A 23,994-nucleotide genomic window follows, 5' to 3' on the forward strand; every position below is an offset into this window, starting at 1 on the left:
GCGCGTGGACGAGACGAGCGGAATTGAAATTTGCTATAACGCTCGTAAGCCTTCCCGCTCGTTTTGTTCGACTGACGGTTCCACGGACCGTACGACTGACTGTCCGGCCGATTGTCTGACTGTCTGATCGACCGATCGACCGATTGCCCGGTGGATTGTCCGACCGGCGGTCTGCCTGCCGTTGTCCATGCCCGCGCTCGTGCGGGCTTCGTTTGTCACCCGCTTACTCTCGTCGCCGCGATGGCGACATCACGCCTCATGCTCGTTCCGCTCATCGTCGCCTGTGCGCTGTTCATGGAGAACATGGATTCCACCGTGTTGTCCACCTCGTTGCCATTGATTGCGCAGGATCTCGGCGAGAGTCCGATTACGCTCAAGCTCGCGCTGACGACCTACCTCATCAGCCTCGCAGTCTTCATTCCCGTCAGCGGCTGGATCGCCGATCGCTTCGGCACGAGAAACGTCTTTCGCACCGCCATCGGTGTCTTCGTACTCGGCTCGATCTGCTGCGGCATCTCGACCAATCTGCCGGAACTGGTGATTGCGCGCTTCGTGCAAGGTGTCGGGGGCGCGATGATGGTGCCGGTCGGGCGGCTGGCGCTGCTCAAGTCCGTCGAGAAGCGCGACATGGTGCGCGCGCTTAACTATCTGACGATCCCGGCCCTCGTCGGCCCGGTGCTCGGGCCACCGCTCGGCGGCTTCATCACCACGTATTGGCACTGGCGCTGGATATTCTTCATCAACATCCCCATCGGCGTACTCGGCTTCGTGCTGGCGACGAAGTTCATCCCCGATCTCTATGAAGACGAAGTACCGCCGCTCGACGTCAAAGGCTTTCTGCTGTCGGGCTTCGGTCTGTCGATCCTGATGCTCGGGCTATCGACCATCGGCCGCCACCTGATTCCGACGCCACTGGCGCTTGCACTCGTCGCGGTCGGTGCGGCGTTGCTCGCGGCATATCTGCGTCACGCGAAGGGGCTTGCGCACCCGCTGCTGCGGCTCGATCTTTTTCGAATTCCCACGTTCCGTGCGGGTGTCGCGGGCGGCACGCTGTTTCGAATCGGTGTAGGCGCAACGCCATTTCTGCTGCCGCTGATGCTGCAACTCGGCTTCGGCATGACGCCGCTGGAATCCGGTGCGCTGACCTTCATTTCTGCGGCCGGGGCGATGTTCATGAAGACACTCTCGCTGCGCATTCTGAAGCGTTGGGGGTTCCGTCGCGTGTTGATGACGAACGCGCTCATCGCGGCGGCAACCATCGGCGGTTACGGTCTCTTTACCGCGGAGACCTCACATCTGGTGATTCTCGGTACGCTGCTCTTCGGCGGCTGCTTCCGCTCGCTGCAATTCACGAGTCTGAACGCGATCTCCTACGCTGACGTACCGGCTCATCGCATGAGTCAGGCGACGAGCCTCGCCAGCGTCGCGCAGCAGGTCTCGCTCACGCTCGGCATTACGATCGGCGCCGCGGTGTTGCAGACGTCGTCGTGGCTGCACGGACGCGATCACGTGACCAACGTCGACTTCCCGTGGGCCTTTCTGGTCGTGGGGCTCGTTGCCGTCAGTTCGACGATCTCGATTGCGCGTCTATCGCGCGACGCAGGCAGCGAACTCGCGCAGCGGACGTAACCCGCAGCAAGATCGTCACCCGCGAACATCACACAGTGAGGTGCCATCAATCACACGTCCCGCAGCGTTGAATTCACTTGCAACGTAGTGGCGTCGTGGCACAGCGATGAGGTTGATCGCCTCCTGACCTCCATCATCGGACGCCTCACGTCCATCAAACAAAAACGCCCGGGACATGACACCCCGGGCGTTTTTTTCTGATGCGTTACGACGTCAGGCGGCGTTCTACGTCACGCCGCGCGCCCTCGCCGTCATCAACGGAAGATCACCGTCTTGTGGCCGTTGAGCAGAATGCGGTGCTCGGCGTGGAAGCGCACAGCACGCGCGAGCGCCACGCATTCCACGTCGCGACCGATGGCCGTCAGTTGCTCCGGATCCATCGTGTGATCCACGCGCTCGACTTCCTGCTCGATGATCGGACCTTCGTCGAGATCGGACGTCACGTAATGCGCCGTCGCCCCGATCAGCTTCACGCCACGGTCGAATGCCTGATAGTACGGCTTCGCGCCCTTGAAGCTGGGCAGGAACGAGTGGTGGATGTTGATTGCGCGGCCTGCGAGCTTCTTGCACAGATCGCTCGAGAGCACCTGCATGTAGCGCGCCAGCACCACGAGGTCGATGTTGTTGTCCTCGACCAGCTCGAACACCTTGGCTTCCTGCGCGGCTTTCGATTCCGGCGTCGAATTCATCAGCGGCAGATGATGGAACGGAATGTTGTAGCTCGCCGCCAGTTGATAGAAATCCTTGTGGTTCGAGACGATCGCCGGGATTTCGATGTTGAGCTGGCCGGTCTTGTAGCGGAACAGCAGATCGTTCAGGCAGTGACCGATCTTCGAGACCATGAGCAGCACACGCGGCTTGATCGACGCATCGACCAGTTCCCACTGCATTTCGAACTGCTCGGCGAGCGGTGCGAAGTCGCGCTGCAACGTCGCCAGATCGGTTTGTCCCGGCAGTTGCTGGAAATGCACGCGCATGAAGAAGCCGCCGGTAAAGCGATCGTTGAACTGCGCCGAGTCGAGAATGTTGCCGCCGCGCTCGACCAGGAAACCGGCCACCGTGTGGACGATGCCGGGACGGTCCGGGCAGGACAACTTCAGAATGTAGCTATTTTCGATCGGTGCCATGATTGCTCCTGGGCAAAGGCTTGCAATGTCGTTGCAGTGTTGAAATTCGTGAATGCTTGAATTCGGTCGACGGCCGGCGCGTTCGAGCTGTCTACGGCGCCGTGCGCCTGGGGCTACTCGTCCGCTGGCTTGAACAGCGCCTCGATCCCGGCGCAATCCTTCGCGCGAATTGCGCCCTCACGCAACAGGAAGTCGAGACTCGCGAGGCTCGCATCGACGGTCATCTTGCCGCTGGCGATCACATCGCGCACGTTCCCGGCCGAGCACAACCAGTGCGCACTCGCCTCGCCGTCCTGATTCTCGGGGACGAAACCGCGCGGCAGCGCAAGATCGTAGACGAAAATCTGCTCGGACTGCACGCCCTCCGGAATCTCCGCGAGGATGTGCAGTGTGCGGCCCGGCCGCGCTTCGTTCGCCAGATACGCCGGAATTCCCGCCTCTTCCCAGCACTCCTTGACGAGCGTGTCGCCCACGCCAATGCCGTTGCCGATACCGCCCGCCGCCGCGTTGTCGAGACAGCCGGGATCGGTCGCCTTGAGCACGCTGCGTCGCGCAATCCACATCTTCGGCGCTTCGCCGACGAACCGCGCCGGCACGTAACCGTTCACATGCACGGCGAACGTGCGCGTGCCGAAAAAGCGCGAGGCAGCCCGCTCGATCCAGGCGAGCGGCGTGTCGTAGAGACGCTGCCGAATGGCGTAACGCTCGTTGCGCCAGCCAGTGATGCGGCCTTCGGCGGCGAGCGTCTCGATCACGGGCGCAAGCGCCGCCGTGCGGGCCTCGCACGAGTCGTGACGCGGATGAATCCGCACCGCAAGCGAGCTGATCTCGAACACGTCGGGCCAACGGCACAGCGACTCGACGTCGCTACGGCGAATCCACCCATAACGCTGCGAGCCGATCACGAGCGGCAGATGCGCTCGGTCGTCGAAGCGGCGCGCCGCCGCAATACAAGCAAAAGACATACGTCAGAGACCGGACGCGCGCCAGACCCCGGCGCGCGAAAACGAGGCAAAAGCGGCATTTTACAGAAGCGGCGGCGAGTTCGCCTGTGGCAGGGGTCTACGCCTTCACGCGCTCGCCCTTCGGATCGTACAGCGCACGCAACTGCACCCGCGCGTCGAGCAGTTCCCCGGCAAGATCGATCTGGTAACGGCCGGTCTCGACGTAATCGGCCGTCACCGGTCCGTCCGGGTTCGTGAGGAACGCCAGGCCGACGGGCGCGTCGATCGTGTGACCGAACGCAGCCGAGGAGATGAACCCGACCGGCTGCCCGTCGCGCAGCACCGCCTCCCCGCCCCACAGTATCTTGTCGCTCGCCTCGTCCAGTGCCACGCTGACAAGCCGACGTCGCGCGCCCTTGGATTTGGCAAGTTCGACGGCCGTGCGTCCGGTAAAGGCAATGCCGCTCGCGAGCTTGCATGCGAACGTCAGCCCGGCCTCGACGGGATTCGTGTCCGGCGTCAGTTCCCGTCCCCACGCGCGGTAACCCTTCTCGATGCGCAGCGAGTCGATGGCGTAGTAGCCCGCGTCTTTCAATCCGAACGCCTGGCCCGCCGCATGCAGCGTCTCGTAGACACCGACGGCGAATTCGACCGGCACATACAACTCCCAGCCGAGTTCGCCGACGTAAGTCAGACGGGTCGCGCGCACCGTGGCGTAGCCGAGATCGATCTCGCGGCTGGTGCCGAACGGGAAGGCTTCGTTGGAGAAGTCGGCTTTCGAGACTTGCTGCAACAGCGCACGCGAGTGCGGCCCCATGAGCGCCAGCACGGCGTATTGGCCCGTGACATCGACGACGGTGCAATGGGGATCACCATCGATGCCCGCCACGCCAGCCATCCCCTCGATGCGACGCTCCAGATAATCCATGTCGCGCGTGGTTTGCGCCGACCCCGTCACCAGCAGGTATCGGTCGGGGGCGAGACGCGTCAGCGTGAAATCCGATTCGTAGCCGCCGCGCTCGTTGAGCATGCCGGTGTAGACGGTGCGTCCCGGCGGCACGGCGACATCGTTGCTGCACAGTGTTTGCAACACGCGCTCTGCGTCGCGGCCTTTGATGAGCAGCTTCGAGAACGAACTCATGTCGAACAGCGCGACAGCCTCCCGACAGGCCCGGTGCTCCGCCGCGCTCCACGGGTGCCAGTTCTGCTGACCGAAGCTGTACTCGATGCTCGCCTGCTCCGGCGACGGCGCGAAGAAGTTCGGCCGCTCCCATCCCATCTTGCTGCCGAAACACGCGCCCTTCGCGAGCAACGTCGCATAGAGCGGCGAGCGACGGAACGGGCGTGCGGTATCCAGCTCGCGATTCGGCCACGGCATGGCGTAATGCAGGCCGAGCGTCTCCTTCACACGATCGTGCAGCCACGTGTCGTTGCCGTTGAAGCCTGCAAAGCGGCGGATGTCGACCGGCCAGAGATCCATCGTCGGCTCGCCCGCGACGATCCACTCGGCGAGCGCCATGCCCGCCCCGCCGGCCGAGGCGATGCCCATCGAGTTGAAGCCCGCGCCCACGTAGAAATTCCGCAGTTCGGGCGCTTCACCGAGAATGAAGTTGTTGTCCGGCGTGAACGATTCCGGGCCGTTGTAGAACTGGCGAATCTGCGCGGTCTCCAGCGCCGGTACGCGGATCAGCGCGTTCTCCATGAGAATTTCGAACTGATCCCAGTCGTCAGGCAGCAACTGAAACTCGAAATTCTCGGGAATGCCGTTCATGCCCCACGGTTTGGCGTTCGGCTCGAAACCGCCCATCACGAGACCGCCGACTTCTTCCTTGAAGTAGATGTAGCCGTCCGGATCGCGCATGACCGGCAGATCGGTGTGCACGCCCGGGATCCGCTCCGTCACGATGTAGTAGTGCTCGGCCGAATGCAGCGGCACGGTCACGCCGCACATGCGCCCCACGGCTTTCGCCCACTGTCCCGCGCAGTTGACGACGATCTCGGCGTCGATGCGTCCGCTCTCGCCCGCCTTGTTGCGCCACGACACGCCGGTCACCGTGGGAATGCCATTCGGCGACGCGGTATGAATCTGCGTGATACAGGTGTTCTCGGCGATGCGCACACCACGGCTGCGCGCACCGCGCGCGAGCGCCTGTGTGAGATCGGTCGGATTTGCCTTGCCGTCTCCGGGCAGCCATACGGCGCCGACGAGATCGTCGGTTCGCATCACGGGCCACAGTTCACCGGCTTCGCGCGGCGAGATCACGTCGCACTGCACGCCGTAGGCGCGCGCCACGGCCGCCGTGCGCTTGAGCTGCGTCATGCGCTCGTGGCTGCGCGCCACCGACAGCGAACCGCATTGTTTCCAGCCCGTTCCCAGCCCCGTCTCGGCTTCCAGCTCGCTGTAGAGCTTCGTGGAATAGCGGATGAGCTTCGTCATGCTTTCCTGCGAACGCAGTTGACCGACGAGCCCCGCGGCGTGCCACGTCGTGCCGCACGACAACTGCCCCTGCTCCAGCAGCACGACATCCGACCAACCTAGCTTGGCAAGGTGATACGCGACGGAACAACCGACGATGCCGCCGCCAACGATGACGACGCGGGCATGAGTGGGCAGAACTGATGACATGGGAGGCTCCGGGAGGCGCCCGTGCCAGCGGCGAACGTGACGTCGCAGCGCGCCGGTCGGGCAATGTCGTATGCGGTGAAGTGAAGGTTACGCAAAGTGTGCGCACTTTGCAATAATTTGCAAAATTACGACACACGATGCCACATTCACATCGCCGTCATGGAAGCGACACGCCCGGCGGACGGGGCATTGCGCCCTATCCCCTATGCCCTATCCCGGTCTCGCCATCAGCCGATGTGCTGCTTCGTCAGCAAAGCGATAAGACGATCCCCCGCCTCAGCCAGCGCCCCGTCGTTGGAGACCACGGACAACGGGATGCCGTCGGGCGGTGTCCACGACACGCTGTGCGCAACCCGCTTGTCGAGTGCATCGCCCGTCTCGCGCCCCCGGCTGGCCAGACGCATGGCGCGCACCGCCGGATCGACGCGAATCTCCACCAAATGCAACCGCTCGCCATAGCGGGCGACCACCTGCGCGAGAAACGCACGCGAGCCGTTCACGACGACGTTCGCCCCCGCAGCCAACCATGCATCGATCTCGATCCCGATGCCGTAGCGGCAATCGTGGCTCTCCCAGTCGAGCGCGAAACATCCCAGCGAATGCCGCAACGCAAACTCCCCGTGCGACAAGGCGACGTGATTCTCGCCTTCCGACGGGGGACGCGTGATGTAGCGATGCGCGAAGAGCACCGGCACGTCGCTCGTCGACGCGCCGTCGAGGTGTGCGCGCGCATACGCGAGCAGCGAATCCTTGCCCGCGCCGGACGGCCCCATCACGTAGTACAGACGTGCGTGATTCATGCGACTTTCCCGAAAGCGAAACGCTCGAAGCCGTGGAACGGCTCGCCCGGCGCCGGCTGAACGAAGATGGCGAGACTGTCGACGCGCATCGGTCCGAGGGCGTCCACGCGAGGTTGCCACCAGTCGGTGATGACGTTGGCATCGGCGGCATCGACGCGATCCGATAACGTCACATGAAAACGGAACTCGTCGAACACGTACGGGTAGCCCCATTGCGCGAGGTATTCGCGTTGCCGGGACGTCAGCAATTCGGGATTGCGTCGGGCCAGTTCAGCGTCGGTGAGCGGCGCGCGCAAGGCGTCGAACGCTTCGACGCAGTCGGCCGCCACCGCGTTGACGGCCTTCTCGCCATCGCTCCCGGTTTTCGGACGCAACGCCACGAAACCCGCGCGCTTGCCATTCTCCGTGCCGATCACGTCCGTATGCACGACCAGATCGAACGGCGCGTGACGTGCGGCCACCGCCATGGCGATGCCCGCCAGATCGCTCAATTGCGCCTGCGGTGCGAGTCGCATCGGCGCCTTGAGCGTGGCATGCAGGCCGTAGCGACGCGGGTCGACGCTCAGGTCATGCAGCGCGCGCGACAGGCCGGTGACGTTCGGCGCTTGCAGCTCGCGCCCGGTGATGGCATCGCGGCCGAGCCAGCGACTGCCTTCGTTCCACCAGCACGAGCCCGGTGGCGGCGCGTAGTACACCGCAAAGCGCGCGACGTTCAAATCGAGCGTGCTCGTCATTGTGCTCACCTCGCTCATTGCGTCCCTCCTTGCACTACGAGTTGCATGCGGTCTGCCGGGAAGTAGGCAATCCCGTACTTGATCGGGTTGCCCGCTTCGTCCACATCTGTACTTTCCACGCTCAGCACCGGTTGCTGACGGTTGATCCCAAGGTGCCGCGCGATGTCCGCATCGGGCATGCGTGCGCCGATGCGACTCTCGCGACGCGTGTAGTCCTTCACACCGAAGACGGCGAGCGCAGCGCTGATCGACTCGTGCTGCGCGAAGACATCGGGAAAATCGGGAAAGCGCGTCGCGGGAAACCAGTTCTCGCTGTACGCGAGCGGCAGTTCGATGCCTTGCGGGTCGAGGCTGCGCCGCGTCAGTTCCAGTCGATAGACAGGAGCGCCGACACGCAGCCCGAGCGCCTTCGCCACGCTGCCCTCTGCCTTGAGCTTGTGCGCCGAGACGATCTGCTGCGCCGTCTTGAGGTTGTTCTGCGAGAGGTTCTCGGTAAAGCGCGTGCGCCGCCCGATCACGTAACCGATCGCGGCCGCCTGCACGAACGTGCCGCGACCGTGTTCGACGTTGACCAACCCCTGCTCGGCGAGCCCGAGGATGGCGCGTCGCACGGTATGGCGATTCACACCGAAACGGACCGCGAGATCCGTCTCGCTCGGTAGACGATCGTCCGGCAGGCCTTCGCCGTAACGGCGCTCGCCGATCTCCGTAGCAAGGATCTGGGCGATCTGCCGCCAGACCGCAACGCCGCCGCCCCGTTCGAGTTGTGCTGTCATCAAATTGACACCCCGGAAAGTTGTAATGAGGCCGCGAGCAGTACCCCACTGAAGTTATTGCGATCATACACACGTCTATACGACTAGACAATTATGCCAATCACATCTTCCGACACAACGCGTGACGAGGACGGCGGCGCCCCGCAACAGCGGACCGACCGCGCCAAGTGGCTTGCGTTGTTTGCACGCGCGACGCGCGACGAACTCGACGCCGCTATCGCCCGTTGCCCCGACGCCCCGTCCTTCATCTGGCTGCGTGCGCCGCAGACCGGCCTCGTGCTGGTGCAGGGCCGCGTAGGCGGCAGCGGCGACCGTTTCAACCTCGGCGAGACGACCGTCACGCGTTGCACGCTGCGTCAGCAGGACGGCGTGGTCGGCACGGGTTACGTGCTCGGCCGCGATGCCGAGCGTGCGGTGCGCGTGGCGCGTCTGGACGCGCTCATGCAGATGCCCCAGCACCGCAGTGTGCTCGCGGCCGGTGCGCTCACCGCCATCTCCGAACGTCTCGCTGCCACCGCAGCGCAGAACGATGCCGACGCCGCTGCCAGCCGCGTCGAGTTCTTCACCATGGTCCGGGAGGCCTGAATGCTGACGGCAACGATTCCCGACTGGTCGGATCTGCAACCCGGTTTCGACGATCCTGTCCACGACGCGCAGGGCGTCTTCCGCGCGGTGCTCGATGCGCTCGCGCGCCCCGGCCAGTTGCGCAGTGTCGGCGGGCGGCTCGCCCACAGCGACGAAGCCAGCATCGCGGCACGCGCCATTCTCCTTGCGCTGGCAGACGCCACGACGCCGGTGTGGTTGCAGGCACCGCTCGGCGAAGTGTCGAGCGCGCTGCGCTTTCACACCGGCGCGCCGCTGCTCGGCGGCGAAGCGGGGCTGGCAACGGCCCAGTTCGCTTTGCTCACCGATCCCGCCAACTGCCCGGCGCTGGAGCGCTTCGCGTTCGGCACGGCCGAGTCGCCGGAACACAGCGCCACGCTGATCGTCGACGTGCCCGCGCTTCACGAGGGTCATGAAGGCGACACGAATAACGACGCGCTGCGTCTGCGCCTGCGCGGTCCCGGTATTCAGACACACGCGGATGTCACCGTCGGCGGTCTGACGGCGGCCTTCTGGCAGGCCCGCGCCGCCCTTGCACCGCGCTTTCCCGCCGGTCTCGATCTGCTGATCGTCGCAGGCGACTCGGTGCTCGGGTTGCCGCGCACTACGCACGTGGAGGTTTGCTGATGTACGTCGCAGTCAAAGGTGGCGAGCGCGCCATCGAACAATCGTGGGACCTGCTCGCCAAGGCGCGACGCGGCAATCCCGACGTCCCCGCGCTCACCGTGACGCAAATCCGTGAACAGATGCGTCTTGCCGTCTCCCGCGTGATGAGCGAAGGCGCGTTGTACGACGAAACGCTCGCGGCACTCGCAATCAAGCAGGCGGCAGGCGATCTCGTTGAAGCGATCTTCCTGTTGCGCGCCTATCGCACGACGCTGCCGCGTCTGGGCACCACGACGCCCATCGACACGGCCGCGATGCGCCTGTCGCGTCGCATCTCCGCCACGTTCAAGGACGTGCCCGGCGGTCAGGTGCTCGGCGCGACGTATGACTACACGCAACGTCTGCTCGACTTCGCGCTGCTGGCAGAGGGAGAAACGTCGGACGCCCCACTGCCGGGAGACATGACGAACGTGTCGACGTCGGCACACTCGCGCGTCGCGACTGAAGCACCGGCTGCCACGGGTAATGCGTCGGACATCCCCGACGTGCCGCCCATCGCAGCCACGACGCGCATCACCGACATCATGAAGCGCGACGGCCTGCTCGAAGCGCTGAGCACCGACAGCAGCGATCCCGAACCGCACGACCTCGTGCATTCCCCGCTGTTCACGCCGGCATCGCGCACGGCGCGTCTGCAAAACCTCGCGCGCGGCGACGAAGGCTTCCTGCTCGCGCTCGGTTACTCGACGCAGCGCGGCTACGGCAACGACCACCCGTTCGCGGGCGAGATTCGTCTGGGTCACGTCTCGCTTGAAATCGAGCCGGAAGAACTCGGCTTTGCCATCGACATCGGCGAAATCGCCGTGACGGAATGCCAGATGGTCACGCAGTTCGGCGGCAATCAGGAAACGCCGCCGCAGTTCACGCAAGGCTACGGACTGGCCTTCGGTCACAACGAGCGCAAGGCGATGGCGATGTCGCTCGTCGACCGCGCGCTGCGCACGAAGGAACTCGGCGACGAAGCCAACTCGCCCGCGCAGCAGCAGGAATTCGTGCTGTACCACAGCGATAACGTCGAAGCGTCGGGCTTCGTGCAGCACTTGAAGCTGCCGCACTACGTCGACTTCCAGGCCGAGCTGGAGCTGGTGCGCCGCCTGCGCGCCGAGCACGCGGCGAAGTACGGCACACCGACTGACGGCAGCCGTGCCGACGAAGGCAATGCCAACGACACCGGCACCGAAGGAACCCGGACCGAGGGCAGCATCACCGCGCCTGCCGTCCAGAACACTCAGGAGGCAGCATGAACCACGCCGCCACATTGCACGACACCCCCGACACCGCGACCCGGAGCGCATCGGCCACCACCGACGGCTACAACTTCGCGTTCCTCGACGAGCACACCAAACGCATGATTCGCCGCAGCCTGCTCAAAGCCGTGGCGATTCCCGGCTATCAGGTGCCGTTCGGCAGCCGCGAGATGCCGCTGCCTTACGGCTGGGGCACGGGCGGCATTCAGGTCAGCGCCGCCGTGATCGGCTCGGACGACACGCTCAAGGTCATCGATCAGGGCGCGGACGACACGACCAACGCCGTGAACATCCGCCGCTTCTTTGCGCGCACGGCGGGCGTGGCCACCACGACGAAGACGTCGGAAGCCACCGTCATCCAGACGCGTCACCGCATTCCCGAAGTTGCGCTGCACGACGGTCAGATTCTCGTGTTTCAGGTGCCGATGCCCGAACCCATGTATCGCCTGGAGCCGCGCATCAACGAGTCGCGCAAGCTGCACGCACTCGGCGAGTACGGCCTCATGCGCGTGCGTCTGTACGAAGACATCGTGCGTCACGGCGCGATCGCCACGACTTATGACTATCCGGTGATCGTCAACGGTCGTTACCTGATGTCGCCGTCACCGATTCCGAAATTCGATAACCCCAAGCTGCATATGAACCCGGCGCTGCAACTCTTCGGTGCGGGACGCGAACGACGTCTGTACGCGATTCCGCCGTACACGTCGGTCGAGAGTCTCGACTTCGACGACCACCCGTTCGAGATCCAGAAGTGGGACGCGCACTGCGCCCTGTGCGGTGCGACCGACAGCTTCCTCGACGAAGTCATCACCGACGACGAAGGCACGCGCATGTACGTGTGCTCGGACAGCGATTACTGCGGTGATCGTGCATCGGCGAGCATGGCCGATGCTGCGCATGCTGCCCACGCGTCGAAAGCCGCAAAGGAGAACGCATGAACGCGGTCATTGATACGGCACTGCGCGCCGCAGCGCCGCTGGACGAGCCGCTGCTGCCGCTGCTTCAGGTCGCAGGGCTTGGCAAGCATTACGGCGATCGCATCGGCTGTGCCGACGTGAGCTTCGACTTGTGGCCGGGTGAAGTGGTTTGCGTCGTCGGCGAATCCGGCTCGGGCAAGTCGACGTTGCTCAACGCCCTCGCGCTGCGCCACGAGATCGACGCGGGCTCGCTGCACTATCGCGGCACCGACGGCACGCTGCACGATCTGTGCGTACTGGACGAAGCGCACAAGCGCCGCCTGCTGCGCACCGAGTGGGGTTTCGTCGAGCAGAACCCACGTGACGGACTGCGCATGAACGTCTCCGCCGGCGGCAACATCGGCGACCGTCTGATGGCGGTCGGCGCGCGTCACTTCGGCGACATTCGCGAGAAGGCGCGTCACTGGATGGCGCAGGTCGAGCTCGATCCGTCACGGGTCGACGAAATGCCCGGCGCGTTCTCCGGCGGGATGCAACAGCGTCTGCAAATCGCGCGCAATCTGGTTACCGAACCGCGTCTGGTGTTCATGGACGAGCCGACCGCCGGTCTCGACGTCTCGGTGCAGGCACGTCTGCTCGACCTGCTGCGCTCGCTCGTGGAGCGCCTTCATCTTGCCGCCATCATCGTCACGCACGATATCGGTGTGGCGCGACTCATTGCGCACCGTCTCATCGTGATGCAGGCGGGTCGCGTGGTCGAAGCCGGGCTGACCGATCAGGTCCTCGACGATCCCCAACATCCCTATACGCAATTGCTGGTCTCCTCGGTGCTGCCCGTATGAACTCCGGAACTCAATTCACGCCGTCGGCCACCTCGACCACTTCGGCGACTTCCGCCCCTTCCACCGCCTCGCTCGGCGGTGCAGCGCTCACGCTCGGCACGCGCGAGGACGACGTCATGCTGCGGGCGCAGGGCCTGCACAAGACCTTCCGCCTGCACGCGCAGGGCGGCGCCGCGATTCCCGCGCTCGAAGGTATCGATCTGACGGTGCGACGCGGCGAATGTGTCGCGCTCGTCGGCCCTTCGGGCTCGGGCAAGAGCACGCTGCTGCGCTGTCTGTACGGCAACTACCTCGCCGGTGAAGGCCGCATCGAGATTCGTCACGATGCCGGTCAAGGCGAGCGCTGGGTCGACATCACGACCGCCACCGCGCGCGAAGTCCTGTCCGTGCGTCGCTCGACGCTCGGTTACGTCAGCCAGTTTCTGCGCGTGATTCCCCGCGTGAGCACGCTGGACATTGTGGCGGAACCGCTGCGTCGTCTGGGCCACGGCGAAGCCGATGCGACGGGACGTGCGCGCGACCTGCTCGCGCGCCTGAACATTCCCGAGCGCCTCTGGACCCTTGCACCGGCGACGTTCTCGGGCGGCGAGCAACAGCGCATCAACATCGCGCGCGGGCTGATTGCCGCCGCCCCCGTGCTGCTGCTCGACGAGCCGACCGCGTCGCTCGACGCCCAGAACCGCGCCGTGGTCTCGCAACTGATTACCGAAGCCCGTGCCGCGGGTAGCGCCATCGTGGGCATCTTCCACGACGAGGCGACCCGCGACGAAGTGGCGACGCGCACGCTCGCCATGCGTCCCGTGCTTCGTCCCGCTCATTGATCCCCCGGAGTTTGTCCATGCTTATCAAGAATGCTCGCATCGTCACGCCCGATACCACCTTCACAGGGGTCGTAGAAGTGCGCGAGGGTCTCGTCCACTCGGTGGAAGAAGGCACTACGCAGGCCGCTGAGGCCATCGACTGGGAAGGCGACTATCTGGTGCCGGGTCTGGTCGAGTTGCATACCGACAACCTGGAAAAACATCTGGCGCCGCGCCCCGGGGTGTACTGGAACACGCACGCCGCGTTCGCCATTCACGACGCGCAGGTCGCCGCCGCCGGCATCACCACCGTCTTCGATTCGCTGGTGATCGGCGAGCGCGACGCCTCCGGTCTGCGCAGCCGCAAGGTGCAGGCCGAGTGCGGTCAGGCGCTGCTCGACACGATTGCCGCCGGGCTCTTCCGTGCGGATCACTTTCTGCATCTGCGCTGCGAGATCGCCACGCAGGACGCGGCGGACACGTTTGCCGACATGTGCGATCACCCGTTGCTGCGTCTGGTGTCGGTGATGGATCACACGCCGGGACAGCGTCAGTGGCACGATCCGGTGCTGCATCGTCAATATCACGAGCGCAACGGTAAGGTGCCCGACGCGCAATGGGACGCAATGCTCGCCGATCTGAAGGCACAGCAGGAGAAGTATGCGATCCCGCATCGTCGCACCATCGTCGAGATGAGCCGTGCGCGTGGCCTGCCGCTCGCGAGCCACGACGATACGTCGCTCGAACACGTGGAAGAAGCCGAGCGCGACGGTGTGGCGCTGTCCGAATTCCCGACGACGCTGGTGGCCGCCCGCGCAGCGCACGAGAAGTCGATCGGCGTGATCATGGGGGCGCCGAACGTGGTGCGTGGCGGCTCGCACTCGGGCAACGTGGCGGCCGAGGAACTCGCGCGCAACGACGTGCTCGACATCCTGTCGTCGGACTATGTGCCGGCGAGTCTGCTGCAAGCGGCGTTCCAGTTGCACAACGATCATGCCGACTGCGGCTGGACGTTGTCGAAGGCCATGCGCACGGTGTCGTGGAACCCGGCGCAATCGGCCGGCCTGACGGATCGCGGCGGCATCGCACCGGGTCTGCGCGCCGACATGGTGCGCGTGGCGACCCGCCCCGGCATGCCGCCGATTCCGCGTGAGACGTATATGGTCGGGCAGCGCATCGCTTGACATCGACATACACGGCGGCAAATCCGCCGATGGCGTGCGACGCCTCGGATACTCGCAAGTCAAAAGGGTGCTTCGGCACCCTTTTGACTTTGGTGCGCACATCGAGATAGACCTTCGCGATAGGCGAGCGAGCCGCCATTGTCAATGTCAGGGTTGACAGCTTGAAGCGCGCGAAACGTCGTTTTTACACTAAGGCCAAAGGAGACGCACGACGTGCATCCGGCACGATCCGGCTTTCCTGCCTGCGAATGTGACACGCATGACGCCACGAGCGGGGAGTCTAACGGCACAGGAGGCCTGGCATGGCATCGCGCAGAATCAGAGGCACGTTCTTGTCTCAGTGGAATCGTTCGCTCCATCCAAACAGAAGAGACCCTCAGGGCAAAGGAGATCCGTCGCAAATCACGGCGCCTTTGATCGCCTACGCATTTGACCCTCCCGCGTTGCCTCGCATTCTCGACGACGTACCGCCCTGGGGCAGGCTAATGCCCGCAGAAAGTCTCGAAAATGGCGCACCGTTCTACGCGATCGTCGACGCAACTTTCGTTCCCAGCGGTACGGAATTCATCGTTCGCGCTGCCATCGAGGGCGGCGCCACCCACGAGACACGCTATACCTACTTCGACGTCATCCCACCCAACGTTCATATCGAGATGCCTAACGCATGGTTCCAGCCAGCCATCGGCAAGAACGTGGTTGTGGACTTCGATGCGGTATTTCCTGACGGCGAGTCCTTCGCGAGCCCCCCCACCAGTTTCCGCATCCATCCATTTCTCGAGGTTTCACCGATCCTCTATGAAGGTCTCGCGTTTGGTGAACCGATAGACCCGGAAGCTTTTCCGAATGGCCTTGTTGCCACGCTCGATCGTGTGAAAAACATGGAGACGTTCCATGAAGCCACCGTCCGCTTTGTCGTTTACGGGTACACCGAAAACGGGACCCGCAAGCTGATCACCGTGCGGCAGTTCGACGCCCATGACCTTGGCGAAAACCCGTTCAGTGCAACCCTCGATCCGGCGGCTTACACCGGACATTATGAGGACGGAGAACTCAACGACATTCATATCGTCGCGGAACTCTTCGCGTATATGGTGCCGGAAGGAGGCCCCCCGGCACAGATGCGGTTCATCGTTGGCACCACGGACATACTGCCTCCCCGCAAATAACAAGAAAGGGCGCGGAGGCGCCCTTTCTCATTTCCACACGACAACCGCTACGACACCACTTGCGACACGTCAGATCACCATCTTGCGCACGCGCGCCGAGAAGACGTCGATGCATGTCACGACGATGACCATGATGACCATCACCGCACACGTCTGCGCGTACTGGAAGCTGCGGATCACTTCGTAGAGCACCACGCCGATGCCGCCCGCGCCGACCATGCCCACCACGGACGCGGAGCGCACGTTCGACTCGAAGCGGTACAGCGTGTACGAAATCCACAGCGGCATGACTTGCGGCAGCACACCGTACAGAATCTCGTCGATAGCGCGAGCGCCCGTGGCACGCACGCCTTCGACCGGACGCGGATCGATCGCTTCGACCGCCTCGGCGAACAACTTCGAAAGCGTGCCCGTCGTGTGCACCCACAGCGCGAGCACACCGGCGAACGGACCGAGACCGACGGCCACGATGAAGAGCATCGCGAACACCATCTCATTGATCGCGCGGCAAGCGTCCATCACGCGACGCACCGGCTGGTAGACCCACGCCGGCACCATGTTCGACGCGCTGAGCAACCCCATCGGAATCGAACACACCACCGCGAGCGCCGTGCCCCAGACTGCGATGTGAATCGTCACGATCATCTCGTGGACGTACACCCGCCAGTCGTGGAAGTCGGGCGGGAAGAAATCGTGCGCGAACTGGCTCATATTGCCCGAATCGCGAATCAGATCGAGCGGGCGCATGTCGGCGCCGCTCCACGACCACACCAGGACCAGAAAGAAGATGCCCCAGCTGATGAGGGAGAGCCACGAACGCTTGGGCGGCTCGCCCGGCAGTCGGCCATTGGCAGTAATAGATGCGCTGGTGTTCATGTCGAGTACCACGTGTCGTACCGGCTCGGACACCGCCGGTGAGGAAATTAAGCCGGCCGACCGTTGCCGGTCGACCGTCTGTCATCACAAGCCTTGCTTACTTCGTCTTGCTCAGTTCTTTGTCGAGCGCCGCCAGCTTGCCGTCGAGATCGGCCAGTTGCGTCTTCTTCTTGGCTGCATCGACGTTGGCGTCCTGCTCAAGCTGCACCTTCTGCTTGAAGAGTTCGAGCTGACGGATCGGCAGCAGTTGTGCATCCGACGAGGCGCGGAAGCCGCCGTAGTTGTAGATGTTCTTGAGCACTTCCTTCTCGTGCGCGTCCTTGCCGTAAGCGAGGAAGAAGTCGCGAATCTTCTTCTTCGTGCCGTCCGGCAAGTCCTTGCGCCACAGCAGCGGGTCCGACGGGATCAGCGGCGACTTCCAGATCACGTGAACCTGCTTGGCCTTCTCCGGCTGCGTGGCTTCGAGCTTGTTGAGCTCTTCGGTGTTGTTGGTCGCCACGTCCACCTGATTGTTGATGACCGCCATCAGGTTCGCGCCGTGGTTCGAGCTGCGCGCCGTCTTGAAGTACGTGCGCGGATCGATGTTGTTCTTGGCGAAGACGTAGTAACCCGGCACCAGCGTGCCCGACGTCGAGGTCGGATCGCCCAGACCGAAGTTGATCTTCTTGCCGTTCTTGATCACGTCGTCGAGCGTCTTGTACGGGCTCGATGCGTTCGAGATCAGCAGCGAGTAGTAGCCCTCGGTGCCGTCGGCGTACATGATCTTCGCGAAGACTTCGCCTTGCGAGCGGTCCACGGCTTCCATTGCGCCCTTGTTGCCCATCCACGCGAGCTGCACCTTGTTGAAGCGCATGCCTTCGATCACGCCGGCGTAGTCGGTGGCGAAGAACGGCGTCACCTTCAGACCCGTTTGCTTCTCCATATCGTCGATCAGCGGCTGCCAGCGTTGGCGCAGCGCGGCGCTGGAGTCGGTCGAGATGATGCCGAAGTTGATTTCCTGCGCGTGTACCACCGCCACCGAGGCGATCATGGCCGCGCCGGCCAGCAGGGATTTCCACAATTTCATGAGAGCAAGCTCCTGGTCAGATAAGGCCTTGGCTAAGGCTTAAGTACGACGGTTTGAGGCGGTTGAGACGTATTGAGACGAAAAAGGTAAGACGCACGCGAGGCTCAGGAAAGGCTCAGCGACATCGACGTCAGGAACGGCGCTTCGGCCTCGGCCGGCTTCGCGCTGGCGTCGCCTGCGGTGCCTTCCGCTTCGTCCGTCGACTCGTTGAGCAACTCGCTCGCCTGCACGCCGTACAGGCGACGCAGCAGGTCCGGCGTGAGCGCCGACGACGGACCGTCGTACACCACGCGGCCCTGATGCAGCGCGACGGTGCGCACGCAGTAACGCATGGCAACGTCCACCTGGTGCAGCGAGACCACGACCGTAAGTTTGTGATCGCGATTCATGCGCGCGAGCATGTCCATCACCTTGCGTGCCGACTCCGGATCGAGTGACGCAATCGGTTCGTCCGCGAGAATGATCTTTGCGCCCTGCACGAGCGTGCGAGCGAGCGCCGCGCGCTGCTGCTGACCGCCGGAAAGCGTGCTCGCGCGCTGGAACGCCAGATCGGCGATGCCGACTTCCGCGAGCGCCGTCAGTGCGGCCTGACGCTCGGCCGACGTGAAGCGGAACATCAGGCTGCGCCACAGCGGCACGCGGGCGAGCAGACCCGTCAGCACGTTGGTGATGACCGGCAGACGGCCGACGAGGTTGAACTGCTGGAAGACGAAGCCGATGTCGCGGCGGATCTGGCGCACTTCGCGCACGATGCGTCCGTCGCGCTGAATCGGGCGACCGAGAATCTCGATGCTGCCCGGCTGCTGGTCGGCCGGGACAAAGCCCGCAATGTGACGCATCAGCGTCGACTTGCCAGAGCCCGACGCCCCGATCAGGGCGACCATTTCGCCCGGCATGACTTTGAGCGCCACTTCGTCCAGAGCACGTCGGCCGCTGCCGAAAGTCTTGGTCAGTCGCTCGATTCGAATCGCTTCGTCCACGGTTCACCTGTCAGTCAGATTGCCGGTCGGCCCCGATGCCCGGTGGCTGGCGACATCCCCACCCGGGGTGTCGGTGCCGCATCGCTCGACTAGCTGTTTTGTGGCAATTTGTGCCAAAAGTGAACGCAGTCTAAAAAGCGCGGATGACAACACAGTGACAATCGACCAGCTTTTTCCGGGATGGCGAAAACCCTTATCTACTCAACGAGTTGCCAATATTTCCGGGCGCACGATGGGCTTCGTAACGCCGACGGGACCGTCAGGAGGGATGAGATTGTGCGGCGCCGTTCGTCGAGCGACGAAGGCACTTTGTCTACATATTTCCGAAAAACCGTCGCACGTGTATTGACTGGAGAAACGGCAGCAAAAGGCCGCGCCGCAAGGCTTCCCAAAAGGTATAGACGACGAGACTTTTGCGGTGAAGCGCACACGTCTTGGCGACGTGTGGCGTGGTGTGGCGACCTATGGCGCGCTCGCCGGTGGCGAGATTCTGGCGGGTTGCGGCGCGTTGGCGCGCGTCGGCCAGCGTCAGGCGATCAGCAATTCCGGACCGCGCGCACGCAGTTGGGCCAGCATGCTCTTGTGCGGGGCGGCGTCGCTGATGAGGTAGCGCGCGGCCTCGAAATGGCGGATGCGCACCGGGGTGACACGTCCGAACTTGGTATGGTCTGCGACCACGGCGGAGACGTTCGCGCACAGCAACATGCGCGCGCGCAGTTCGGCCGCCGCCCGGTTGAAGTCGGTGATGCCACCGTCTTCCGTCACGCCGCCGACGCCGATGAAGGCGAAGTCGGCATGGTATTGGGCGATCTGGTTGATGGCGTCCCAGCCCTGCACGGCGTCTTCGTTGTCCTGCAACTCGCCGCCGAGCAGCGTGACCCGGTTGTCGTGATGACGGCCGAGCAAACGCGCGATCTGCCAGTCGTTCGTGTAGATGCGCAGGCGATGCTTCGAGAGCAGCGCTTGGGCCACGGCACGGGTGGTCGTGCCGTAGTCGATGATCACCGACGCGCCGTCGGGCACCAGTTCCGCTGCGCGCACGCCGATGGCGCGCTTGCCCACGGCGTTGACGTTCTCGCGCAGCGTCCAGTCGGGCTCGCTGCGATCAGCGGCCAGTGCGCCGCCGTGCGTCATGAGCAGCAATCCACGGGCGGCGAGCGTATTGAGGTCGCGTCGCACGGTCTCGCGCGAGACACCCAACTCCCGCACCAGATCGCTGATGGCGAGCGCTCCGGTCTTGGCGAGTTGTTCGAGCACGTATTGTTGGCGTTGTTCGGCGAGCATGATCGGACAATGTCAGTGAAACGATTGAACTGCGAATTCTTGAGGACCGGACTTCAGCACCCGGGAGATCCAGCAGACGCGGCAGATGCGTCGCGAGTGCGAGCGCACACTGCCTTACCCCTGCAACGCGACGCGCAATCCCAGACCGATGAAGATCGCGCCGGCCACGCGGTCGAGCCAGCGCCCCGCGCCGGGACGACGCTTGAGCCACGTGCCCAGCACGCCTGCGAACCAGCCGTAGGCGCTGAACACGACGATGGTCTGCCCCATGAACACGAGGCCGAGCAACAGCATCTGCCAGCCCGGGTGCGCCGCGTCGGCGCTCACGAACTGCGGCAGGAATACGAGGAAGAACAGCGTGACCTTCGGATTGAGCATGTTCGCGAACACGCTCTGGCGAAATACGGCCATGAGCGGCTGCGGCGTGGCGTCGTTTGCCAGCGTCAGCGCCCCGCGTGCACGCAGTGCCTTGATGCCGATCCAGATCAGGTACGCCGCACCGGTCAGCTTGATCGCCTCGAATGCCCACGGCGATGAGCGCAGCACCGCTGCCAGACCGACGGCGGCAATCGTCGTGTGAAAGAGGCAGCCGAACGTGAAACCGGCAGCCGCCGCCAGCCCCGCACGACGCCCCTGAGCGATGCCGCGCGCAATGACCTGCATGTTGTCGGGGCCCGGCGCGAGCGTGATCGCCACCGAGGTCAGCAGGAACAACCAGAGATTGGGCATCGGAGCGTTCAGATCGTGGGGCCGGAGGCGAGTTCGGCAGCGAAATCGCCAGCCAGCGGCAGTTTCAGGAGACAGCGTCTGGGTTGGGTATTGCGATAACTGCGGCGATAACTTCGGCGATAACTGCGGCGACAACCAAGGCCATAACCAAGGCGGTAACCCGGGCAATGATCAAGGCATGCCCCGGGCCATGGCCGGGGCAGGCACGACTCAATGCCCTTCGAACGAGCACAGCAAAAAGAGCTCCAGACCGGCGTCGCGAATCAGGCGCGATCCGCCCAGTTCCGGCAAGTCGACGATGGCCGCGCCTTCGATGACCGTGGCACCGAGCCGCTCCAGCAGCTTCTTGCCCGCGAGCATCGTGCCGCCCGTGGCGACCAGATCGTCAATGAGCAACACTCGGTCGCCGGGACCGCAAGCGTCGGCATGAATCTCGACCGTCGCACTGCCGTATTCCAGCTCGTACTCTTCGGCAACTGTCTGATACGGCAGCTTGCCTTTCTTGCGAATGGGGATGAATCCGATGTTCAGCTCGTACGCGAGGATCGAGCCGAGAATGAAGCCGCGTGCGTCGAGACCCGCGATGTAGTCAGGCCGCTGCGCCATGTAGCGATGCACGAACACATCGATGAGCACGCGCAAGGTGCGCGGGTTCTTGAGCAACGGGGTGATGTCGCGGAACTGCACGCCGGGCGCGGGCCAGTCCGGCACGGTGCGGATCTGGCTTTTGATATAGGCGGCAGGGGACTCGTCGATCTGCACGGGGATCCTTCTTTGGGTACTGATAGGGAACACGCCACATTATGCCAAAAAGGCCCGGTGTCCCTATCGATTCCCGTATTGCTGACGATTACCGACGATTCCTGACGAATCCTGACTATTGCCGCCCGAGCAGCCGCATTTCCGCTTCGTCGAGCTTGTCGGGCAAACCGCGCAGCACGACGATGTCCTCCGCCATCAGACGCGTCTCCGCCACCGGCTCCACGCCGCGAATGCCATGTCGGCGGATGGCCGTGACCGTCACGCCCAGCTTGTCGAGACGAAGCTCGCCGAGCGTGCGGCCCACCGCGTCGGCATTGAGCGTGAGCGGCACCGATTGCAGACGCACCTGCTCGCGTTCGCCGTCTTCGTCCTCGTCGTCCAGCCCGTGGAAGTAGCCGCGCAGCAGGCTGTAGCGCTCGTTACGGGCCTGCGCAACACGGCGCAACACGCGACGCATCGGCACTCCCATGAGCACCAGCGCGTGCGACGCGAGCATCAGACTGCCCTCCACGATCTCCGGCACGACTTCAGTCGCCCCGGCCGCGATCAGGTCGTCGATATGCGTGTCGTCGACGGTACGCACGACCACAGGCAGCGTCGGCTCCAGCGCCTGCACCTGGGCGAGCACCTTGAGCGCCGCCGGCGTGCTGTCGTATGTCACCACGATCCCCGCCGCGCGGTGAATCCCCGCCGCGACAAGCGCCTCGCGCCGCGCCGCATCGCCGAACACGACCGTCTCGCCGGAACTGGCGGCTTCCATCACCCGGTCGGGGTCGAGGTCGAGCGCCACATAGCCGATGCCCTCCTGTTCGAGCATGCGCGCCAGGTTCTGACCGCACCGGCCGTAGCCGCAAATGATGACGTGGCCCGAGGTCTTGATGCTCTGCGTGGCGATCTTGGTCATCTGCAACGACTGCATCATCCATTCGTTCGCAACGAAGCGCAGCGCGATGCGATCGGCGTTGATGATGAGGAACGGCGCGCACAGCATTGAGAGCAGCATGCCCGCGAGCACCGCCTGCGAGAGCGACGGGTCGAGCAAATTGCGGTCGATCACCAGATTGAGCAGCACGAAACCGAATTCACCCGCCTGCGCAAGCCCGAGACCGGTGCGGATCGCCGTGCCCGGCGGGCTGCCGAACAAACGCGCAAGACCGGCGATGAGGGTGAACTTGACGATCAGCGGCCCGACGAAGAACAGCAACACGAGCAACGGTTGCTTGAGCACGATGGTCGGGTTGAGCAGCATGCCGGTCGTGATGAAGAACAGGCCGAGCAGCACGTCGCGGAACGGCTTGATGTCGTCTTCCACCTGATGGCGAAACGGCGTCTCCGCGATCAGCATGCCCGCGATGAATGCGCCCAGCGCCATCGACAGCCCCAGATGCTCCGTGATGTAAGCCAGTCCGAGCGTGAGCAGCAGCAGATTCAGCATGAACAGCTCTTGCGAGCGGCGCGCCGCCACGATGTGGAACCAGCGGCCGACCAGCTTCTGGCCCAGCCACAGCAGCAGCGCGAGCGCGCCCGTGATCTTGAGCGCCGCGAGCGACAGCGCCAGCACCAGCGCCTTCGAGTTGCCGCCGAGCGCGGAGATCACGATCAGCAGCGGCACCACGGCGAGATCCTGAAACAGCAGCACGCCCATGATGTTGCGGCCGTGCTCCGTCTCCAGTTCGAGCCGCTCGGCCAGCATCTTCGTGACGATGGCCGTCGAAGACATGGCCAATGCGCCGCCCAGCGCCACCGACGCCTGCCAGGAGAACGACCAGAAGAGGTTGACGAGCGCGCCCAGCCCGACGGCCACGAGCAATGTCCCCAGGACCTGAGACACGCCCAGTCCGAGGACCACCCGCCGCATGCTTTTAAGCTTGGGTAAGGAAAACTCGATGCCGATGGAGAACATCAGGAAAACGACGCCGAACTCCGCCAGGTACTGCACGCGTTGCGAATCCGAGGCCAGACCCAGCGCATGCGGGCCGATGACGATGCCCACGCTGAGATAGCCCAGCATCGGCGGCAGATGGAGCATGCGAAACAGCACCACCCCGACACAGGCGGCAAACAACAGGACGAGAGTGAGTTCGAGCGGCGATGCCATCAGCTAGGGTCGGTTTCCTGAGTGATACGTTGTCAGCGGGGTGTAGCGGGGTGTTTTGTCGTGCATGGGTCTGGCAGATCTCATGCAAGACACATGCCAGATTACGTCTGGATGTCACGCCTGGTGCGGAAACCT

Annotated in this window: 22 protein-coding genes; 9 read left to right on the forward strand and 13 right to left on the reverse strand. The window is 64.1% G+C overall.

Going from position 1 to position 23,994, the window contains the following annotated elements; translation table 11 throughout:
* The first annotated feature begins 258 nt into the window (after positions 1–258).
* Complete coding sequence (locus tag A9762_RS01790; RefSeq protein ID WP_206093540.1) at positions 259–1,629, forward strand: DHA2 family efflux MFS transporter permease subunit; 1,371 nt, start codon at positions 259–261, stop codon at positions 1,627–1,629.
* 254 nt (positions 1,630–1,883) lie between these two features.
* Here the strand turns inward: A9762_RS01790 and purU are convergent, their stop codons facing one another.
* From purU to phnF, 6 genes are all read right to left on the reverse strand, one after another.
* Positions 1,884–2,756 carry a formyltetrahydrofolate deformylase gene (purU, locus tag A9762_RS01795; protein ID WP_069340307.1) on the reverse strand — a complete coding sequence of 291 codons (873 nt, stop codon included), beginning with the start codon at positions 2,754–2,756 and terminating at the stop codon, positions 1,884–1,886.
* A gap of 113 nt (positions 2,757–2,869) precedes the next feature.
* Positions 2,870–3,721, reverse strand: coding sequence for an NUDIX hydrolase family protein (locus A9762_RS01800; protein WP_069340308.1), 852 nt, complete (start codon positions 3,719–3,721; stop codon positions 2,870–2,872).
* A gap of 97 nt (positions 3,722–3,818) precedes the next feature.
* Positions 3,819–6,326 (reverse strand): FAD-dependent oxidoreductase, encoded by a 2,508-nt coding sequence (locus tag A9762_RS01805; protein ID WP_069340309.1) that lies wholly within the window; start codon positions 6,324–6,326, stop codon positions 3,819–3,821.
* Positions 6,327–6,553: 227 nt separating this feature from the next.
* Positions 6,554–7,126 carry a phosphonate metabolism protein/1,5-bisphosphokinase (PRPP-forming) PhnN gene (gene phnN, locus A9762_RS01810; protein WP_069340310.1) on the reverse strand — a complete coding sequence of 191 codons (573 nt, stop codon included), beginning with the start codon at positions 7,124–7,126 and terminating at the stop codon, positions 6,554–6,556.
* On the reverse strand, positions 7,123–7,878 hold the full coding sequence (locus A9762_RS01815; RefSeq protein WP_083253536.1) for a DUF1045 domain-containing protein: 756 nt from the start codon (positions 7,876–7,878) through the stop codon (positions 7,123–7,125). Before A9762_RS01815 ends, phnN begins: the two co-directional genes overlap by 4 nt.
* On the reverse strand, positions 7,875–8,636 hold the full coding sequence (gene phnF, locus A9762_RS01820) for a phosphonate metabolism transcriptional regulator PhnF (RefSeq protein WP_069340311.1): 762 nt from the start codon (positions 8,634–8,636) through the stop codon (positions 7,875–7,877). Before phnF ends, A9762_RS01815 begins: the two co-directional genes overlap by 4 nt.
* Before the next feature lie 93 nt (positions 8,637–8,729).
* On the opposite strand from phnF, the gene phnG reads away from it, so the two are divergent.
* From phnG to A9762_RS01860, 8 genes are all read left to right on the forward strand, one after another.
* A complete protein-coding gene (phnG, locus tag A9762_RS01825) occupies positions 8,730–9,221 on the forward strand; it encodes a phosphonate C-P lyase system protein PhnG (protein ID WP_083253537.1) in 492 nt (163 codons plus the stop codon).
* Complete coding sequence (gene phnH, locus A9762_RS01830) at positions 9,222–9,866, forward strand: phosphonate C-P lyase system protein PhnH (protein ID WP_069340312.1); 645 nt, start codon at positions 9,222–9,224, stop codon at positions 9,864–9,866.
* On the forward strand, positions 9,866–11,149 hold the full coding sequence (locus A9762_RS01835) for a carbon-phosphorus lyase complex subunit PhnI (protein ID WP_083253538.1): 1,284 nt from the start codon (positions 9,866–9,868) through the stop codon (positions 11,147–11,149). The genes phnH and A9762_RS01835 overlap by 1 nt, the downstream gene beginning before the upstream one ends.
* Positions 11,150–11,253: 104 nt before the next feature.
* Positions 11,254–12,093, forward strand: coding sequence for an alpha-D-ribose 1-methylphosphonate 5-phosphate C-P-lyase PhnJ (locus A9762_RS01840; RefSeq protein WP_240493418.1), 840 nt, complete (start codon positions 11,254–11,256; stop codon positions 12,091–12,093).
* A gap of 50 nt (positions 12,094–12,143) precedes the next feature.
* Positions 12,144–12,914: a phosphonate C-P lyase system protein PhnK gene (phnK, locus tag A9762_RS01845; RefSeq protein ID WP_069340468.1), complete on the forward strand. Its 771-nt coding sequence runs from the start codon at positions 12,144–12,146 to the stop codon at positions 12,912–12,914.
* Positions 12,915–13,030: 116 nt separating this feature from the next.
* On the forward strand, positions 13,031–13,735 hold the full coding sequence (gene phnL / locus A9762_RS01850; protein ID WP_069340315.1) for a phosphonate C-P lyase system protein PhnL: 705 nt from the start codon (positions 13,031–13,033) through the stop codon (positions 13,733–13,735).
* Positions 13,736–13,752: 17 nt separating this feature from the next.
* On the forward strand, positions 13,753–14,898 hold the full coding sequence (locus A9762_RS01855; protein ID WP_069340316.1) for an alpha-D-ribose 1-methylphosphonate 5-triphosphate diphosphatase: 1,146 nt from the start codon (positions 13,753–13,755) through the stop codon (positions 14,896–14,898).
* Between the two features lie 302 nt (positions 14,899–15,200).
* Positions 15,201–16,064 carry a hypothetical protein gene (locus A9762_RS01860; protein ID WP_139133021.1) on the forward strand — a complete coding sequence of 288 codons (864 nt, stop codon included), beginning with the start codon at positions 15,201–15,203 and terminating at the stop codon, positions 16,062–16,064.
* 69 nt (positions 16,065–16,133) lie between these two features.
* Here the strand turns inward: A9762_RS01860 and phnE are convergent, their stop codons facing one another.
* The 7 genes from phnE to A9762_RS01895 form a co-directional block, all read right to left on the reverse strand.
* Positions 16,134–16,940 carry a phosphonate ABC transporter, permease protein PhnE gene (phnE, locus tag A9762_RS01865; protein ID WP_069340318.1) on the reverse strand — a complete coding sequence of 269 codons (807 nt, stop codon included), beginning with the start codon at positions 16,938–16,940 and terminating at the stop codon, positions 16,134–16,136.
* A 97-nt stretch (positions 16,941–17,037) separates the two neighbouring features.
* The gene (gene phnD / locus A9762_RS01870; protein ID WP_069340319.1) at positions 17,038–18,006 is read right to left on the reverse strand and encodes a phosphonate ABC transporter substrate-binding protein; all 969 of its coding nucleotides are present in this window, start codon (positions 18,004–18,006) and stop codon (positions 17,038–17,040) included.
* Between the two features lie 104 nt (positions 18,007–18,110).
* On the reverse strand, positions 18,111–18,986 hold the full coding sequence (phnC, locus tag A9762_RS01875) for a phosphonate ABC transporter ATP-binding protein (RefSeq protein ID WP_069340320.1): 876 nt from the start codon (positions 18,984–18,986) through the stop codon (positions 18,111–18,113).
* Between the two features lie 528 nt (positions 18,987–19,514).
* On the reverse strand, positions 19,515–20,270 hold the full coding sequence (locus A9762_RS01880; protein ID WP_069340321.1) for a DeoR/GlpR family DNA-binding transcription regulator: 756 nt from the start codon (positions 20,268–20,270) through the stop codon (positions 19,515–19,517).
* A gap of 114 nt (positions 20,271–20,384) precedes the next feature.
* Positions 20,385–20,999, reverse strand: coding sequence for a LysE family translocator (locus A9762_RS01885; protein WP_069340322.1), 615 nt, complete (start codon positions 20,997–20,999; stop codon positions 20,385–20,387).
* 210 nt (positions 21,000–21,209) lie between these two features.
* The gene (locus tag A9762_RS01890; RefSeq protein ID WP_083253540.1) at positions 21,210–21,761 is read right to left on the reverse strand and encodes an adenine phosphoribosyltransferase; all 552 of its coding nucleotides are present in this window, start codon (positions 21,759–21,761) and stop codon (positions 21,210–21,212) included.
* A gap of 115 nt (positions 21,762–21,876) precedes the next feature.
* The gene (locus A9762_RS01895) at positions 21,877–23,859 is read right to left on the reverse strand and encodes a monovalent cation:proton antiporter family protein (RefSeq protein WP_069340323.1); all 1,983 of its coding nucleotides are present in this window, start codon (positions 23,857–23,859) and stop codon (positions 21,877–21,879) included.
* Positions 23,860–23,994 lie beyond the last annotated feature (135 nt).

Source organism: Pandoraea sp. ISTKB, from assembly GCF_001721285.1.
GTDB classification, from domain to species: Bacteria; Pseudomonadota; Gammaproteobacteria; order Burkholderiales; family Burkholderiaceae; genus Pandoraea; species Pandoraea capi.

Bases quoted from the DNA above. Each gene is read 5' to 3' on its own strand.
- A9762_RS01790 (WP_206093540.1), top strand. From the start codon at position 259: ATGCTCGTTCCGCTCATCGTCGCCTGTGCGCTGTTCATGGAGAACATG.
- purU (WP_069340307.1), bottom strand. From the start codon at position 2,756: ATGGCACCGATCGAAAATAGCTACATTCTGAAGTTGTCCTGCCCGGAC.
- A9762_RS01800 (WP_069340308.1), bottom strand. From the start codon at position 3,721: ATGTCTTTTGCTTGTATTGCGGCGGCGCGCCGCTTCGACGACCGAGCG.
- A9762_RS01805 (WP_069340309.1), bottom strand. From the start codon at position 6,326: ATGTCATCAGTTCTGCCCACTCATGCCCGCGTCGTCATCGTTGGCGGC.
- phnN (WP_069340310.1), bottom strand. From the start codon at position 7,126: ATGAATCACGCACGTCTGTACTACGTGATGGGGCCGTCCGGCGCGGGC.
- A9762_RS01815 (WP_083253536.1), bottom strand. From the start codon at position 7,878: ATGAGCGAGGTGAGCACAATGACGAGCACGCTCGATTTGAACGTCGCG.
- phnF (WP_069340311.1), bottom strand. From the start codon at position 8,636: ATGACAGCACAACTCGAACGGGGCGGCGGCGTTGCGGTCTGGCGGCAG.
- phnG (WP_083253537.1), top strand. From the start codon at position 8,730: ATGCCAATCACATCTTCCGACACAACGCGTGACGAGGACGGCGGCGCC.
- phnH (WP_069340312.1), top strand. From the start codon at position 9,222: ATGCTGACGGCAACGATTCCCGACTGGTCGGATCTGCAACCCGGTTTC.
- A9762_RS01835 (WP_083253538.1), top strand. From the start codon at position 9,866: ATGTACGTCGCAGTCAAAGGTGGCGAGCGCGCCATCGAACAATCGTGG.
- A9762_RS01840 (WP_240493418.1), top strand. From the start codon at position 11,254: ATGATTCGCCGCAGCCTGCTCAAAGCCGTGGCGATTCCCGGCTATCAG.
- phnL (WP_069340315.1), top strand. From the start codon at position 13,031: ATGCTGCGGGCGCAGGGCCTGCACAAGACCTTCCGCCTGCACGCGCAG.
- A9762_RS01855 (WP_069340316.1), top strand. From the start codon at position 13,753: ATGCTTATCAAGAATGCTCGCATCGTCACGCCCGATACCACCTTCACA.
- A9762_RS01860 (WP_139133021.1), top strand. From the start codon at position 15,201: ATGGCATCGCGCAGAATCAGAGGCACGTTCTTGTCTCAGTGGAATCGT.
- phnE (WP_069340318.1), bottom strand. From the start codon at position 16,940: ATGAACACCAGCGCATCTATTACTGCCAATGGCCGACTGCCGGGCGAG.
- phnD (WP_069340319.1), bottom strand. From the start codon at position 18,006: ATGAAATTGTGGAAATCCCTGCTGGCCGGCGCGGCCATGATCGCCTCG.
- A9762_RS01880 (WP_069340321.1), bottom strand. From the start codon at position 20,270: ATGCTCGCCGAACAACGCCAACAATACGTGCTCGAACAACTCGCCAAG.
- A9762_RS01885 (WP_069340322.1), bottom strand. From the start codon at position 20,999: ATGCCCAATCTCTGGTTGTTCCTGCTGACCTCGGTGGCGATCACGCTC.
- A9762_RS01895 (WP_069340323.1), bottom strand. From the start codon at position 23,859: ATGGCATCGCCGCTCGAACTCACTCTCGTCCTGTTGTTTGCCGCCTGT.